The 14,140-nt window shown below is 66.1% G+C and carries 16 protein-coding genes; 3 read left to right on the top strand and 13 right to left on the bottom strand.

Annotated features, from left to right (window positions below):
- Nucleotides 1-702, bottom strand: a complete 702-nt coding sequence (locus ULB03_RS18495; RefSeq protein WP_322484574.1) for a PadR family transcriptional regulator — start codon at nt 700-702, stop codon at nt 1-3.
- A 119-nt stretch (nt 703-821) separates the two neighbouring features.
- Here ULB03_RS18495 and ULB03_RS18490 point away from each other — a divergent pair, with 119 nt between their 5' ends.
- Nucleotides 822-1,169, top strand: a complete 348-nt coding sequence (locus tag ULB03_RS18490) for a winged helix-turn-helix domain-containing protein (protein WP_322484573.1) — start codon at nt 822-824, stop codon at nt 1,167-1,169.
- Nucleotides 1,170-1,182: 13 nt separating this feature from the next.
- Here the strand turns inward: ULB03_RS18490 and modC are convergent, their stop codons facing one another.
- The 3 genes from modC to modA are packed head-to-tail and all read right to left on the bottom strand — an operon-like array spanning nt 1,183 to nt 3,812.
- Nucleotides 1,183-2,286, bottom strand: coding sequence for a molybdenum ABC transporter ATP-binding protein (gene modC, locus ULB03_RS18485; protein ID WP_322484572.1), 1,104 nt, complete (start codon nt 2,284-2,286; stop codon nt 1,183-1,185).
- Complete coding sequence (gene modB / locus ULB03_RS18480) at nt 2,286-2,987, bottom strand: molybdate ABC transporter permease subunit (protein WP_322484571.1); 702 nt, start codon at nt 2,985-2,987, stop codon at nt 2,286-2,288. The genes modC and modB overlap by 1 nt, the downstream gene beginning before the upstream one ends.
- Nucleotides 2,988-3,011: 24 nt before the next feature.
- The gene (gene modA / locus ULB03_RS18475; protein ID WP_322484570.1) at nt 3,012-3,812 is read right to left on the bottom strand and encodes a molybdate ABC transporter substrate-binding protein; all 801 of its coding nucleotides are present in this window, start codon (nt 3,810-3,812) and stop codon (nt 3,012-3,014) included.
- 292 nt (nt 3,813-4,104) lie between these two features.
- Between modA and ULB03_RS18470 the strand changes: the two genes are divergently transcribed.
- Both ULB03_RS18470 and ULB03_RS18465 read left to right on the top strand, forming a co-directional pair.
- Complete coding sequence (locus ULB03_RS18470) at nt 4,105-4,485, top strand: hypothetical protein (protein WP_322484569.1); 381 nt, start codon at nt 4,105-4,107, stop codon at nt 4,483-4,485.
- A 108-nt stretch (nt 4,486-4,593) separates the two neighbouring features.
- Entirely contained in the window at nt 4,594-5,076 is a 483-nt protein-coding gene (locus ULB03_RS18465) for a glutathione peroxidase (protein WP_322484568.1), read from the top strand.
- Here the strand turns inward: ULB03_RS18465 and ULB03_RS18460 are convergent.
- From ULB03_RS18460 to ULB03_RS18420, 9 genes are all read right to left on the bottom strand, one after another.
- The gene (locus tag ULB03_RS18460) at nt 5,073-5,648 is read right to left on the bottom strand and encodes a GNAT family N-acetyltransferase (RefSeq protein WP_322485228.1); all 576 of its coding nucleotides are present in this window, start codon (nt 5,646-5,648) and stop codon (nt 5,073-5,075) included. The two genes, ULB03_RS18465 and ULB03_RS18460, sit on opposite strands and share 4 nt — an antisense overlap.
- 88 nt (nt 5,649-5,736) lie before the next feature.
- A complete protein-coding gene (locus ULB03_RS18455; protein WP_322484567.1) occupies nt 5,737-6,165 on the bottom strand; it encodes a hypothetical protein in 429 nt (142 codons plus the stop codon).
- A gap of 81 nt (nt 6,166-6,246) precedes the next feature.
- Entirely contained in the window at nt 6,247-7,659 is a 1,413-nt protein-coding gene (locus ULB03_RS18450) for a short-chain fatty acid transporter (protein WP_322484566.1), read from the bottom strand.
- A gap of 98 nt (nt 7,660-7,757) precedes the next feature.
- Nucleotides 7,758-8,351 carry an RDD family protein gene (locus ULB03_RS18445; RefSeq protein WP_322484565.1) on the bottom strand — a complete coding sequence of 198 codons (594 nt, stop codon included), beginning with the start codon at nt 8,349-8,351 and terminating at the stop codon, nt 7,758-7,760.
- 26 nt (nt 8,352-8,377) lie between these two features.
- A complete protein-coding gene (locus ULB03_RS18440; RefSeq protein ID WP_322484564.1) occupies nt 8,378-8,953 on the bottom strand; it encodes an RDD family protein in 576 nt (191 codons plus the stop codon).
- 554 nt (nt 8,954-9,507) lie between these two features.
- Complete coding sequence (locus ULB03_RS18435; RefSeq protein ID WP_322484563.1) at nt 9,508-10,554, bottom strand: retroviral-like aspartic protease family protein; 1,047 nt, start codon at nt 10,552-10,554, stop codon at nt 9,508-9,510.
- Between the two features lie 190 nt (nt 10,555-10,744).
- The gene (locus ULB03_RS18430) at nt 10,745-11,815 is read right to left on the bottom strand and encodes a retroviral-like aspartic protease family protein (RefSeq protein WP_322484562.1); all 1,071 of its coding nucleotides are present in this window, start codon (nt 11,813-11,815) and stop codon (nt 10,745-10,747) included.
- A gap of 321 nt (nt 11,816-12,136) precedes the next feature.
- The gene (locus ULB03_RS18425) at nt 12,137-13,192 is read right to left on the bottom strand and encodes an aspartyl protease family protein (RefSeq protein WP_322484561.1); all 1,056 of its coding nucleotides are present in this window, start codon (nt 13,190-13,192) and stop codon (nt 12,137-12,139) included.
- A 263-nt stretch (nt 13,193-13,455) separates the two neighbouring features.
- Nucleotides 13,456-14,139 carry a Crp/Fnr family transcriptional regulator gene (locus ULB03_RS18420; RefSeq protein WP_322484560.1) on the bottom strand — a complete coding sequence of 228 codons (684 nt, stop codon included), beginning with the start codon at nt 14,137-14,139 and terminating at the stop codon, nt 13,456-13,458.
- Between the last annotated feature and the right edge of the window lies 1 nt (nt 14,140).

The raw sequence follows: 14,140 nt of genomic DNA, 5'->3' as shown, positions 1-14,140 counted from the left end.
TCAGGGCGATGGGGGGATGGGGGTGGGTTTGGGGGCCTTGCGGGACCGTTTGGCGCGCGCGGCCTTGGCGGCCGGCGGTGGGGGCAGTTGCTGGTATCCAGGTGGCAGGAAAGGGGCTTGGCCGCCGGGAAACAGGCCCAGGCGGCGCGCGGCGTCATAGTCGGGCGGGCGGATGTCGCCCGTTTCCAGCGTCTCCACCAGCTTGGCCAGCCAGGTGTTCTCCGTCTCCAGGTGCGCCAGACCGTTTTCCAGGATGGCCCGCATGCCGGTCGAGTGGATGGGCGCCAAGTAATCCGCCAAGGCCTTCAGGGGCGCGTGATAGTCGCGCTGCGCCTCCAACCGCTGGCGCAGGGCCGTCGCCACCGTGGCCGGGTCCGCATGGTGCAGGAACATCAGCGCGGGATAGAGCGGATGATAGCGGGGCGTCAGGTCGGCCAACCGCTCCGCCATCAGGGCGTGGAACCGGGCGCGACCGGCGGCCGTCAGGCCATAGGTGGTGCGCTCGCCGCCCCTGGCCACCGCCTCCACCCCCTTGGCCTCGATCAGGCCGTCCCGGGCCAGGCTGCGCACGGCGTAGTACAGCGTGCCCACGTCCACGTCGATGTAATGGTCGACATGGGCCGCCGTCAGCCGCCGCTTGATTTCATAGGGGTGCAGGTCGCCGCCCTGCAACACGCCCAGGATGAGGAGTTCCGCTTTCATAGTTTAATCAAACTAATATAGTTGGATTAAACTATCAACCGGCGTCGCTTGGGCTTTTGCGACGCGGGTCGCGCATGCCCCTTGCAGGCGGGCCCGGCCCGCGATTCAATGCGCGGGCCATGAACCGCCTCACCCTCCGCATCGATTTCGGTGACCAAGGCGCCGTCGGCCCCGGCAAGATCCGTCTGCTGGAGGCCATCGCCGAGCACCGCTCCATCTCCGCCGCCGGGCGGGCCATGGGCATGTCCTATCGCCGCGCCTGGCAACTGGTGGACGCCCTGAACCAGACTTTCGCCCAGCCCTCCGTCACCACCCAGGTCGGCGGCGGCGGTGGCGGCGGGGCCGCGTTGACGGAATTCGGCCAGGAACTGGTGGCGGCCTACCGCGCCATGGAAAAGGCGGCGGCGGCGGCCACGGCGGATGTGCGCGCCGGCCTGGCCGCCCGCCTGCGGGCCCCCGCCGATTGAGGCCTGCCCTGGGTCAGCTTCCCTGGTCCAAGGCCACCGCCTTGACGATGGCCCACAACGGCTGCCCGGGGGCGATGGCCAGCGCGGTGGCGCTGGTCCGGGTGACGCGGGCCAGCAGGGACGCGCCCCCGCAATCCAGCCGCACCACCCGGCTGCCGTCGGCGTCCTCCCGCACATCGTCCACCATGCCCGGCAGGACGTTCAGCGCTGACAGCCCCTGCGGCGGCCGGTCGGACAGCAGGACGTCGCGCGCGGGGATGCGCAGGCGGGTCCGGCTGCCGGGCCCCAGGTGAGCCGGCAGATGGGGCACCAGGATACGGCCGGCGGGGGTGTCCAGCGCGAACAGCCCATCACCGTTCGCCAGGCCCACCACGGCATCCAGCAGCGCCCCCGCCTCCGTCCCGCCCGTCAGGTCCATCAGGTCGGGGCGGGACCAGAGGGTGGAGGGGGTGCCGATGGCGCGGACCCGGCCCTGGTCCATCATCACCACCGTGGTGGCCAGGCGCGCCACCTCCGCCACCGCGTGGGTGACGTATAGGATGGGCAGGCCGGCATGGTCGCGCAGGCGCTCCAGATAGGGCAGGATCTCGGCCTTGCGCGCCTCATCCAGCGCGGCCAGCGGCTCATCCATCAGCAGGATGCGCGGCAGGGCCAGCAGGGCGCGGCCCAGGGCCACCCGCGCCTTTTCCCCGCCCGACAGCGCGGCGGGGCGCCGGTTCAGCAGGGGCGCGATGCCCAGCAGGTCGGCCACCGAGTCGCAGGTGGGCGAGTCCGGCGCCAGATGCCGCCGCGCGAACCACCGGCCATACAGCAGGTTCTGCCGCACCGTCAGGTGGGGCAGCAGCCGCGCCTCCTGGAACACATAGCCGACGCGGCGACGGTGGGGCGGCAGCCAGAGGCTCGCCGCCGTGTCCACCAGAGGCACGCCATCCACGGCGATCCGGCCCCGGTCAGGCCGCTTCAGGCCCGCCACCAGGTCGACCAGGGTGCTCTTGCCCGAGCCAGACGGACCGAACAGCACGGTCAGGCCCGGGCCGGCGGTGATCTTGGCCTCAACCTGGAAGGTGCCCTGCCGCAGGGCGATGTCCAGGTCCAGCGCCGCAGCGGCTTGGCCCATCACGACACCCCGCCCAGGCGCCGCCCGACCTTGCGCGCCAGCGCCTCCGACAGCAGCAACGCCATCAGTGACAGCGCCACCGACACCGCCACCAGGCGCAGGGCCCCGGCGTCCCCGCCGGGGGATTGGGTGTAGGTGTAGATGGCGCCCGACAGGGTCTGGGTGCGGCCGGGGATGTTGGAGACGAAGGTGATGGTGGCGCCGAATTCCCCCAGCGCCTTGGCGAAGGCCAGCACGGCGCCCGCCAGCACGCCGGGCAGCATCAGGGGCAGGGTCACGGTGGCGAACACCCACAACGGCGGCGCCCCCAGCGTGCCGGCCGCTTGCTCCAGCTTCGTATCCACCGCTTCGATGGACAGGCGGATGGCCCGCACCATGAGGGGGAAGCCCATCACCCCCGCCGCCAGGGCCGCCCCCGTCCAGTTGAAGGCGAAGACGATGCCCAGGCTGGACAAGGGCTTGCCCAGCCACCCCTGCCGACCCATCAGCAGCAGCAGGCCATAGCCGGTCACCACCGGCGGCAGGATCAGGGGCAGGTGGACGACGCCGTTCAGCAGGTCGCGGCCCCAGAACCGGCCACGCGCCAGCGCCAGCGCCACGGCGATGCCGGGGGGCAGCGCCGCCAGGGTGGCCCAGATGGCCACCTTCAGGCTGAGCTGGATGGCGGCCACCTCATCCGGGCCGAAGCCAAGGTCGATCATGTAGGCCTGTCGCTCAGCAGAGGGTCACTTCGCCGACAGTACGGTGAAACCCTGGGCCTCGAACAGGGGGCGCGCCTTGGGGCTGGTCAGGAACTCCAGGAAGGCCTGCGCCTGGGGGCTGGTGCTCTCCTTGGCCAGGGCGATGGGGTACAGGATGGGCGCGTGGCTGTCGGCCGGGAAGGTGGCGACGATGCGCACGCCCGGTTCGGCCACGGCGTCGGTGGCGTAAACGATGCCCAGCGGCGCCTCGCCCCGCGCCACCAGGGCCAGGGCGGCGCGCACGTTTTCCGCCGGGGCCAGCCGGTCCTGCACCGTGTCCCAGGCGCCCAGCTTCTGCAGCGCGGCCTTGGCGTATTTGCCGGCGGGCACGGCGGCCGGGTCGCCCACGGCCAGGCGGCCGCCCTTCTGCGCGGCGTCCAGCGCCCGATCCAGGGCGAAGCCCGGTTTGATCTCGACACTGGTTTTGCTGTCGGTGGCGGCCACCAGCACCAGGCGATTGCCCAGCAGGTCGCGGCGGGTGGCGGGCTGGACCAGGCCCTTGCCGGCCAGATAGTCCATCCAGTCCTCATCGGCCGAGATGAAGATGTCAGCGGGCGCACCCGCCTCGATCTGTTTGGCGAGCGCGGAACTGGCCGCGTATGTCACGGTGGCCTTGGCCCCGCCGCCGGCGACATAGGCGGCGTTGGCGGCATCCAAGGCGTTCTTCAGGCTGGCCGCCGCGAACACCAGCGGGCCCGCCGATTGCGCCCGCACAGGGGACGCCCCCACCGCGACCGCCATCACCAAGACCACCGCCAGCACCAGCCGATTCAAAACCTTACCCATGTTCCTGCCCCCTCGCGCCTAATCCCAACGCTATATCTCGATGAATATAGCGTGTGGCGGCGCGGGCCGCTATGGGAACCGGCGCGCTATCGTCTTGCGGGTGCCGAAACATCCCCGGTGGGCCTGCATACGGGGGCAACGTCGTAGCGGGAAAAGACAGTCGCGGTATTTATGGGCGGACCGCATGCCCTCTTGCCGCTGGCGAGCGGACGGCCGTGCGCGCCACCCTTGCGTCTGTCCGTAGGCGGGGGCATTCCCCGCGCCCGTGTCACGCCTTTTGGGGGATGTCGCCATGACCAGCATTTCGTCGACCACCGGCACCAACATGACGGTTTCGCTCACCTCGCTGTTGCAAAGCGGCGGGTCCACCGCCAGCAGCGCGTCCTCCGCGTCGTCGTCGGCGTCCTCTTCGACCGACAGCAGCGGTTCCACCAGCAGCGCCTCCTCCGCGAAGACGGTCACCAGCACGGTCACCACCACCGCCTCCGACGGGTCGACCACCACCACGGTCAGCTATTCCGACGGCTCCTCGACCGTGACCACCACGCCGCCGACCCAATCCGCCAGCGGCGGCCAGGGCGGTTCCAGCCAATCCGGTAGCAGCAATGATGGCAGCGCCAGCAATAGCGCCGGCCAAGGGTCGCAGATCAGCGCGCTCAACATGCTGGTGTAATCAAATTACATTGCGCGCAATCAAATTGATCCTGTAGCCTCAGGGCCATTCGGCTCCCTGGGGCGGCAGGCCCCAGGTCGTCCGGTCTGGATGGATGGGGGGACAGACATGGCCACGGTTTACGACTTCACGGTGCGGGATGCGGCCGGCGCCCCGGTCGACATGGCGGCCTACAAGGGCAAGGTCGTGCTGGTGGTCAATGTCGCCAGCAAGTGCGGGTTCACCCCGCAGTACAAGGGGCTTGAGGCCCTCTATCGCAAGTACCAGGACCAGGGCCTGGTCATCCTGGGCTTCCCCTGCAACCAGTTTGGTCAGCAGGAACCGGGCGACGCGCAGGAAATCCAGAACTTCTGTTCCCTGACCTATGACGTCACCTTCCCGGTGCTGGCCAAGATCGAGGTCAACGGCCCCGGCGCGGACCCGTTCTATGAGCACCTGAAGGCCCGCGCCCGCGGCTTCCTGGGCAGCAAGTCCATCAAGTGGAACTTCACCAAGTTCCTGGTGGGCAAGGACGGCAAGGTGAAGCGCTATCCCCCGCTGGCCAAGCCCGAGCAGCTGGAAAAGGCCATCCAGGCGGCGCTGAACGCTTAGCCGGACCTTGCCCCGTACTCATCGGCCAGCAGGCCCATGACCAGGCTGTCGTGCCATTGGCCCATCAGCGAAAAGGTCTGCCGCTCGCGTCCCTCGATGCGGAAGCCCAGCGTCTCATAGCAATGGATGGCGCGGGTGTTGATGGTCAGCACCCGCAGGCCGATGCGGTGCAGGCCCAAGGGGCCGAAGGCGTAGGGCAACAACAGGCGCATCGCCCGCATGCCCAGGCCCCGGCCCAGAACGGTGGGGTCCAGCAGGCCTATACCCAGGCTGGCGGTGCGCAGGCCGGGGGCCAGCGCCTCGTTCACCCCGCCCAGGCGGACGCTGCCCACCATACGGTCAGGCAAGGCGGCGCCCGGTGCGGGGCCATCCGGCCCCGCGACCCCAGGCTCCGGCAGGGTGATGGCCCAGGTGTAGGGGAACTTGAGCTGGTCGGTCATCCATGAATGGGCGTCGGCCGGTGTGTAGGGAGGGTTCCCCCCGCTACCGTCCCAGCCCATCAGGCGATGGATTTCCGGATCGCGGCCCAGGGCCAGGCGGGCGATGGCGTCATCCTCGCGCAAAGGGCGCAGAATGACGACACCGTCGCTCAGGATGGGCAGGATCGGGGGGCGGCGATCACCGCCGCGTCGGTCATGACGGCACCCTGGCCTGGACCTGTCAGGACTCGATCTTGATCTGGTCCGGGTCGGACACCACGATGTGGGTCTGGTAATAGAACTTGTCGGTGCGCTCCCCCTTCTGGTTCAGGTACCAGATGGTCACGCGTCGCGCCTCGCCCAGGACGGCGATGCGATGGCCCTTGAAGGTGGCGTCGGCATCCTGGCCGTACGCCTGCTTGAACGCCGGCAGGGCGCTGGGCAGGATTTCGACCGTCAGGGTGTGCGGGTCCCGATAATCTTCCTGGGAATTCAGGAAGATACGGCCATTCTGCCGGCCCGTCGCCACCACGTCCAGGACGTACGTGTCGGACCAGACGTCGGGCGCCACGGCGGCGGCGTAGTGAACGGCGTCCTCCGTGGTCAAGGGCTGGGTGGCACACCCCGCCAGCAGGGCGGAACCGAGGATGAGAAGGGCGGCGGTCTTCATGGATGGACCCCTTGGCAAGGTGAGGCGCCGGCAGGATAGACCAAGCCGGCGCCCGCGTTCAATTTCGGGCGGGGCGCCCTGTCAGGCCGCCGGCGCCAGCAGCCACAACAGGAACAACACCAAAGGTAGGTGGAACAGCAGCTGGGTAAAGCTGAAGCCCACGATATCCTTGGCCTTCAAGCCCAGCACGCCCAGCAGGGGCAGCATCCAGAATGGGTTGATCAGGTTGGGCAGGGCCTCGGCCGCGTTGTACACCTGCACCGCCCAGCCCTTGTGGGCATTCACGTCTATGGCGGCCTGCATGACGTAGGGCGCCTCGATGATCCACTTGCCGCCACCCGAGGGCACCAGAAAGCCCAGGATGGCGGAATAGACGCCGATGACCACGGGGAAGGTGCCGCCGTTGGCCAGGCTGACGAACAGGTGCGCCAGGTGGTGGGAGATGGACTGCCCGTCCGCCCCCGGCACCTGGGTCAGCAACTGGGCGATGGCGCCATAGAAAGGGAACTGGATCAGGACGCCGGCGGTGCTGGGCACGGCCTTGGACACGGCGTTCAGGAAGCCGCGCAGCCGGCCGTGCAGCAACAGGCCCAGCATGACGAAGAAGAAGTTGTAGGTATTGAGGGTGGAGATGACGGTCAGCGCCGGCTTGTTCTGGAACTCGTGCACCAGGAATCCGGCGCCCAGCGCCACGATGACCAGCGGCAACAGGGGGGTCAGTTCCAGCCAGTCGCCGGGCCGGGTGGCGACGCCCTGTTCCGGGGCGGCCTCGGTCACGTCAATGCCCAGGTCGGCGGCGGTGCGGGCCTGCGCGTCGCCGGGGGCCGAGTAATAGGCGATGGCGACGGAGGCCAGCAGGATCACCAGCCCCATTACCAGGGACTGCCACAGGAAGATGGTCTGGCTGAGGGGGATGACGCCAGTGATGTCCGCCACCGCCTTGGGCAGGCTGGCGGGGTTGGCTTGCAGCATGGCGGCGGATGAGCTGAGGCCCAGGGCCCAGGTGGCGCCCAGGCCCAGATAGGCGGCCGCCCCGGCCGCGCGGTAATCCACGCGAATGTCCCGCCGCCGCGCCAGCGCCCGTACCAGCAGGGCCCCCAGCACCAGGCTGAGGGCGTAGTTCAGGTAGGACGCCGCCATGCTGACGAAGGCGATGAAGGCCACCGCCCCCCGGCCCGTGGCCGGCAGGCGCGCCAGCCACTCGATCAGCCGCAGCACCGGCGGTGAGCTGGCCACGACATAGCCGGTGATCACCACCATGGACATCTGGATGGTGAAGGGGATCAGCGACCAGAAGCCGTCGCCCATGCCCGTGGCGACGGCGGCGACCGGTGCGCCCGTCGCCAGGTTGCCCGCCGCCACGATGATGACCCCCAGCACAACGAACACGAAGGCGTCGGGGAACCACTTTTCCGCCCAGCGGGTGAACGCGATGGCGCTGCGCGCCAACAGCCCCTCGTCCACCCCGGCATCCACCATCTTATTGATTGCCATTCACGTTTCCTCCACGCGGATCTTTTCGCCGCTCCATTAACCTTAGCGGCGGGGGCGGGGAAAACCAGCGGGAAGGTGGGGGGTAGCCGATTGACGCTTTATGGCAATGGTGGCCGCCGAAAAACCCGCGTCCCGCATAACAGGTCATGACCGGCGGCTTTTTCGCGGGTCACCAACGCCATGCCGTAGTTCATGCCCATGGGCACAAAGGTCGCCAGCATCAAGAGCGGGTGTTGCGCAGCTACTTCATCCATTCGGCCCAGGATGATGGGGGGCGCATTGAACGCTAGCTTAGCCAGACCGCGCATGAAGGCGGCTCGGCTGGTCAACCGGCCGGTGTCGCGGTTGCCAACGAAAAGTCTTTGCGCCCGTTTTCCCGGTGTAGCCCGCCAGGTTGATGCGCAAAAGGCGGTTTCGTACGCGACGCGTGCCGCCATGAACAGGATGGTCAGCAATATGGAAAGCATAACAAAATCTTTTAAGTGCTTGTTTGGGGAAATCAGATGGATAACAATGGCGGTAAATGCTGCAAATATAACTGATACGACTAAATAAATAAGAAAATCAACCCATGTAGCAATGGCGCGTGTCCAAAATCCCGCATATCCCCCGTGAGGGGTTGGGGTTAATGCGTCTTCGGTCGCGGATTGTATTATTGGTGCCAGAGCCCCAGTTTGCATAATCGACATCATCCGTTCATAAGCCGATATTCAGTTATTTATACACTGTCGTCCGGACGATGGAATACACGGGTGCCGCAGATACGGTCGTGGCCGGCGGTCTTCTGGTCGGTGAAGGCCACCATCAGGTAATTGACCAGGATAGCCACGCAGACGACCAGGGCCACGCCGCCGTACAGCAGCGGTGCCGTCTTGGCCAGCGGCTGCAACAGGACCAGGGGCACGGTGATCAATTCCTGCACCCCGATGCGCGCGAAGGCCAAGGCCGGGCTGACAGGCCTGCCGTCGGTTCTGCCCACCACCAGGTTCATGAAGCGCTTGCCCGGGGTCGCCCGCATCCGGCTGCTGACGAACAGCGTGTGATAGCCCAGGTACAGGCTGATGTTCACCAACGCCGCCGTTGGCGGTGTCAGCGCGGCGATGTCGATTGTCTCAGGCGGCTGGGGCGCCAGCGGATAGCCGAAGATCACGGCCAGGGTCAAGGAGAGGACAAACAGGATCAGGCCGTCGATAAGTGCGGCCAGGGCCCGGCGCCAAAAACCGCCATAGGTCCATCCTGCGGGGAAGGCCGCGTTGGCAATGGGGAAGGCGGCTTCGGTCGTGTCGACGCTCATGAACCTTCGATATCCTATGAAAGAGGCCGGACCTCAGGGACATAGGTCGGCCATCTATAAGGACAATGCCGCCACAACGTGTGTCACCGCCTTGAATGAGGCGGGGCCTGTGAAGGCAGCGGCAATGTCCGTAATATTGCCTCTATTAAAGCGCCGTTTACATTAAAATAGGGTGTTCTGCCGAGTTAATGGCCGTTCATCCAAGTAAACGACGCTGTGATTATTGTGGGACAACGCATATCACCCTGGGATCGACAGGGCAAGGGGTTCGGCATGATAGTTTGTTGACTAAGTGTCGGGCTGTGACAGGTTGTGACAGTTTCTGCACCGCCTCAGATTTATCGGAAATCGAAGTTCAATTTTTGATTGGTCTTTCTTGCGATCCGGTCACATTTGCAATCCTGCGATAAGGCGCCCGCCCTCGGGGAACCATCCGCATGGGCGCCGAAGCCCCCGCGAGTCGGTATCGCGCGGGGATCGGCTACCGCCCGTCCCCTGGCCCCGTCCCCCGTCCCCTGGCCCAACCGCCACGGGAACGGGAATGTCTTACGTGTTCAGGGGCGCTTGTCGGCGTCCGTCGCGGTCGCCGGCTGTGCGGCCGTGGGCGCGTCATTGGCCAAGGGTTCCGGCTGCGGGGCCACCCGACGCAGCCGTGGGCCGGTCACCTGGAAGACGGGCCCACCGACATAGGTGAAGTATATTTTGCGCTGGCTGTGGGCCACGAACATGCGGTGCGCCCTCAGGAAGTCCAGGCCCAGCAGCATCTCCGGTATTTCCCTCCCGCCGCGGCTGAACAATTCGCCAAAGCGCAGGCGCACATGCCTGATTTGCTCCCCACCCAATTCAAAGCTGTCGAACACCCCGATGTAATCGTCGACGGCGTCGTTGCCGATGCCATGCGACAGGCCGCTGCGGGTGACGCCGGGGCTATCCCTGGTGATGCCCACCTTTTCCGCCGCCCGTTCCGTCATCACCGAGGTATAGGCCCCCGTGTCCAGGGCGGCGCGGAGTTCCGTGCCGTTCACCTTGACGGTCAGCCAAATCTTGGGGTTGGTCTCGCTGGATCGGCCGATATCGGCCTCGCTGTATGTGCCGCCCCAGTAGGCGAGCACGACGTCGTCGCAATCCTCAGGCTTGAACAGTTTCACCCGGCTGTGCGCGATGTCGAGGTCAAGGTCGAACCGGGACAAGAAGCTTTCGCCCAACAGGCCCACGACGTTGGGGGGGCCGATGTCATGCTTGCCCGCCACCGGGAAATCCAGGTTATGGGTTGTCCATAAACCCAAGCTGAAATCCTTGACCCTTGCGACGTCGACGCTAACCCGCCCCCCAATGCCATCGACATACAGGTTAGGCACCCAATGGTGGGTGAGGTTCAGGCGCGTGGCGGCGGGGGTGGTCAGCATGCCCATGGCGGCACCCGTGTCCATGAGCAAGTAGACCTTCTGCCCGTTCACCTCAACCGGCACCAAGGGCGCGTTGCCGTCCATGATCAAGTCCAGGGTGCCGACCGAGAGCAATTGGCATTTCGAGGACTCCGCCGCGGCGGCCGGCAGGGCCAGTAGCGTCCCGACGACGGCACCGGCGATCCGCCCCCGCATTCCGCTCCAAAGCGTCATCCCCCGACCCCGCTCCCGCCATCGGCGCCCCAGCATGGCGTCCTTTGGCGTGTCTCATGCCCGGGACCTGAAACACAAGCGCGTGTTGGGCGCTTTTTGTCGCAGAGCCGGTGGCGCGCGCGGTCCAGGGGGATCGCACCCCGGTGATGGCCAGGAAGGCAAACGCGGACGCTTACTTTTTGCCCTCCGGCGTCTCGTCCTTGGATGCGTCTTCAGCCCCTGGCTCTGGCTGCGGGGCATCCCGGCGCAGGCGGGGGCCCATGACCTGGAAGACCGGGCCACCGACATAGGAGAAATAAATCTTGCGCTGACTGTGGGAGATGAACATGCGGTGCGCGCGCAGGAAGTCCAGGCCCAGCAGCATCTCCGGGTTCAATCCGCTGAGGCCGAACATTTCTCCGAACCGCAAGCGGACATTTTTGATCTCCTCATCCCCCAAGCGGAAGGTGTTGAAGACCCCGACATAGTCGTCCACCTCGTCATCGCCGACGCCGCTGCTCTTGCCGGCATGTTTCACACCGGGGCTTTCCGGCGTCAGCCCCGCCCGTGCCGCCGCGCGCTCGGTCAATATCGAGGTGGAGGCGCCGGTATCCAAAATGGCGCGGACTTCCTTTCCGTTGATAAGGACGTTCAGCGTTATGACCGGATCGTCTTTTGAGAAGCGGTCCATGTCGACTTCGTTGAAGTCCCCACCCCAATAAGCCAGGGTGGTATCATCGCAATTCCGGGGTTGAAATAGCGTGACCTTGTTGTGGGCGATGTCGATATCCAGGTCGAACTTCGCCAGGAAATTTTCGCCCAGGACGCCGAAGATTTTCTCATTCTCGGACAGGTCATGGTTGGAGGCGACCGGGAAATCCATATGGTGGACGGTCCAGTCGCCGAGCCGCAAATCATCAATCCGCGCTTCCTGGACATTAATCAGCCCGCCAACGCCTTCCATATGGAGGCCGGGAACCAGTTTCGGGCGCAATTCAAGACGTTGCGCCGCCGGCTTGGTGATCATGCCGTATGCGGCGCCTGTGTCCATCATCAGGTACCCGTCATGGCCGTTCACGGACACGTCCAGCAGGGGCATGTTGGAGTCCATGGTCAGGTTGAAGGTGCCAACATGCAGCAACTGGCATCTCTGCTTATCCTCCCCCGCCTGGGCGCGGCCATGCGGGCCGGATGCCAGGCAAGCCAGGGTCAGGCTCAACGTTGCGGCAAGGCTACGAAACGCGCCACGGCGGTGCGTCGTCATGGTTAGCATCTCTCTGGTTTGAAGGCCGGCGGCTGCCGGCTAGCGCGTGAGGCTGGAACGTCGGCGATGTCCGAGCCACGCCCCATTGGTAATTCCATGGCGGTGATGAACGACTGCAGGGCAGTGGGCTTCCCAGTCAGGCGACGGTCCACCGGCATCCGCGTCAAGCATATGGTCCGGCGTCCCCCGGCGCCTGAACCGTGCCGATCCCCAACCGGCACCGGGTTCCCCCTCGTCACAGTCCGACATTCCCGCCTTCGCCGTCTCTACAGGATCGGACTAGGCGGCTTGTCTATGCGTAACGCCAGTGCAAGAGGCGCGTCAAGGAGGGTAAGGAGCGTCCTTCTTTTGTCTCTCATCAGACGCGTTGCCCTCCACCGAACTATACGCTCTGCGAGGACCAGTTAGCTGGAATACCGGCCCGCCGATATAGCTGAAGTAAATTTTACGCTGTCCATAGGACAGCATCACACGGTGTGCCGTCAGGAAGTCTAGGCCTAGCACCATGTCCGGTAAGCTATGGCGGTTTTCGGCACCGCGTATCCCATAGATGTCACCGACGCGCAGGCGCGTATGCTTAATGCTCTCGCCCGCGATGGAAAAGGCGTCAAAGGGGGCAACGAAATCCTCCGTCAGGTCGTCGCCGACCGCGTGGGTGCTCCCGGTCGGCTTGGCGCCGGGGCTGTCGGCGGTAACGCCCAACCGTGCCGCCGCCTCGCGCGTCAAGATGCTGACGTTGCTGTCGGAGGATAGAATGGCCCGCAACGGTGTGCCGTTGATCGTCACCCCCAGCCAGGGCAGGGTGGAGTCCTTGTGTGCGGAATCGAAATCCATCTCTTCAAAGCCGCCATCCCAATAAGCCAGAGCCGTATCCTCGCAATGCTGCGGTTTGAACAGCGTCAGGCGATTATGGGCCAAGTCGAACTCCAGATCATAACCGCTCCAGAAATTAGCTCCAAGAATCCCATCGTAATTGGGCGGGTCGGAAGGATTGCTGAGGTCCAGCAGGGGCAACTCTAAGTCCCGTGCCCGCCAAACTGCGGGGGCGCCCAGAGCCAACTCGTCAATTGTCGCAACATAGAGCGTACGGGGCCCCCCGGCCCGCCCCCCCTTCAATTCACGCTTGGTGACCAAATGGTCTTGTATGCGGGGCAGAGCCAGCCGATCTGCGGAGTCCTGCATAATCCAGCTATACGGTGTGCCCGTGGCGACCTTCAGGCGCAGGGATTGATTGTTCACCGCCCCCGATACAATCAGGCGGCCTTGATCCACAATCACGGGCAGCACGGCTTCGCGCGCCAGCTTGCACTCATCACCGGCGGCCGGCATCGCCGCCAGGGTGGTTGCCATCAGTGACAGGGCGGCGAAAGCCTGCATCCACCGCCGCCGCCGCCGTGTTGACGGTCCCTGACAGGCCCACACGCACTTATCCATTTGATCCCCAATGGTAATCTTCAAGCCATGACAGGTGGTGCCATAGTCTGGTCGGATAGGGCAAGAGTGCCAAAGAGCGCGGGCGATGGAACAAAAATTCTAGAGAGGCGCGCAATGCGCTCAGCCGGTGATGCCCTCATGGGAATGGTCAAGTGGCCCGTCATGGCGCCGGCCCCCGAGGGGACCGATATGGCGAGCCGCGAGGCTTAATCCGCGAAACGCTCCAGCGCCGCCCTGTCCCGCACCTCGACCCCGCCATAACCCCGGCGCACCAGGCCGGCCGCCTCCAGCCGGCCCAGCGCCCGGTTGGCCGTCTGGCGGCTGAGGCCCAGCATGCCGGCCAAGTCCTCCTGCGATAGGGGCAGCAGCACCGGCCCGCTTTCCGCGCCCTCCTCCAGCCGGCAGAGCAGGGCCAGCAGGCGGGCGGTGCGCTGTGGGGTGGGCAGGGCCAGCACCTCCCCCAGGTAATGGGTGGCCTGGCGCAAGTGCCGGCTGAGGATGCCGGCGAAGTTGGCCCAGCGGCGGGGATTGGCCTCCACGATGCGGGCGAAGGCATCGCCCGGCAGATGCAGCACCAGGCTGTCGCCCTTGGCCACCGCCGTCTGTCCCCTAGGCAGGCCATCCACCATGGACACCTCGCCGAACCACTGGCCCGGCCCGGCGTGCAGGATCACCACCTCCCGCCCGTCCTCCTGCACGGTGGCCAGGCGCATGCGGCCCGCGACCAGGGCGTACAGCCCATCCGGCGCGTCGCCGCCGCGATACACCGCCTGGCCGTCGGCATAGGCCCGCAGCCGCCCCCGCGCCAGGATCTCGGCGCGCAGGTCCGCCGGCTGCTCCGCCAGCCAACCCCGGGTTTCCAAAACCGCCGCGGCGTTCCGCTTGTCCATG

It is taken from the genome of Nitrospirillum goiasense, assembly GCF_034427435.1.
Classification (GTDB): Bacteria; Pseudomonadota; Alphaproteobacteria; order Azospirillales; family Azospirillaceae; genus Nitrospirillum.
The sequence above is the reverse complement of the archived record's forward strand: the minus strand, read 5'-3'. Positions and strand labels throughout refer to the sequence as shown.

Coding starts and splice junctions, on each gene's coding strand:
- ULB03_RS18495 (WP_322484574.1), bottom strand. CDS start 702: ATGAAAGCGGAACTCCTCATCCTGGGCGTGTTGCAGGGCGGCGACCTG.
- ULB03_RS18490 (WP_322484573.1), top strand. CDS start 822: ATGAACCGCCTCACCCTCCGCATCGATTTCGGTGACCAAGGCGCCGTC.
- modC (WP_322484572.1), bottom strand. CDS start 2,286: ATGGGCCAAGCCGCTGCGGCGCTGGACCTGGACATCGCCCTGCGGCAG.
- modB (WP_322484571.1), bottom strand. CDS start 2,987: ATGATCGACCTTGGCTTCGGCCCGGATGAGGTGGCCGCCATCCAGCTC.
- modA (WP_322484570.1), bottom strand. CDS start 3,812: ATGGGTAAGGTTTTGAATCGGCTGGTGCTGGCGGTGGTCTTGGTGATG.
- ULB03_RS18470 (WP_322484569.1), top strand. CDS start 4,105: ATGACCAGCATTTCGTCGACCACCGGCACCAACATGACGGTTTCGCTC.
- ULB03_RS18465 (WP_322484568.1), top strand. CDS start 4,594: ATGGCCACGGTTTACGACTTCACGGTGCGGGATGCGGCCGGCGCCCCG.
- ULB03_RS18455 (WP_322484567.1), bottom strand. CDS start 6,165: ATGAAGACCGCCGCCCTTCTCATCCTCGGTTCCGCCCTGCTGGCGGGG.
- ULB03_RS18450 (WP_322484566.1), bottom strand. CDS start 7,659: ATGGCAATCAATAAGATGGTGGATGCCGGGGTGGACGAGGGGCTGTTG.
- ULB03_RS18445 (WP_322484565.1), bottom strand. CDS start 8,351: ATGATGTCGATTATGCAAACTGGGGCTCTGGCACCAATAATACAATCC.
- ULB03_RS18440 (WP_322484564.1), bottom strand. CDS start 8,953: ATGAGCGTCGACACGACCGAAGCCGCCTTCCCCATTGCCAACGCGGCC.
- ULB03_RS18435 (WP_322484563.1), bottom strand. CDS start 10,554: ATGCGGGGGCGGATCGCCGGTGCCGTCGTCGGGACGCTACTGGCCCTG.
- ULB03_RS18430 (WP_322484562.1), bottom strand. CDS start 11,815: ATGACGACGCACCGCCGTGGCGCGTTTCGTAGCCTTGCCGCAACGTTG.
- ULB03_RS18425 (WP_322484561.1), bottom strand. CDS start 13,192: ATGCAGGCTTTCGCCGCCCTGTCACTGATGGCAACCACCCTGGCGGCG.
- ULB03_RS18420 (WP_322484560.1), bottom strand. CDS start 14,139: ATGGACAAGCGGAACGCCGCGGCGGTTTTGGAAACCCGGGGTTGGCTG.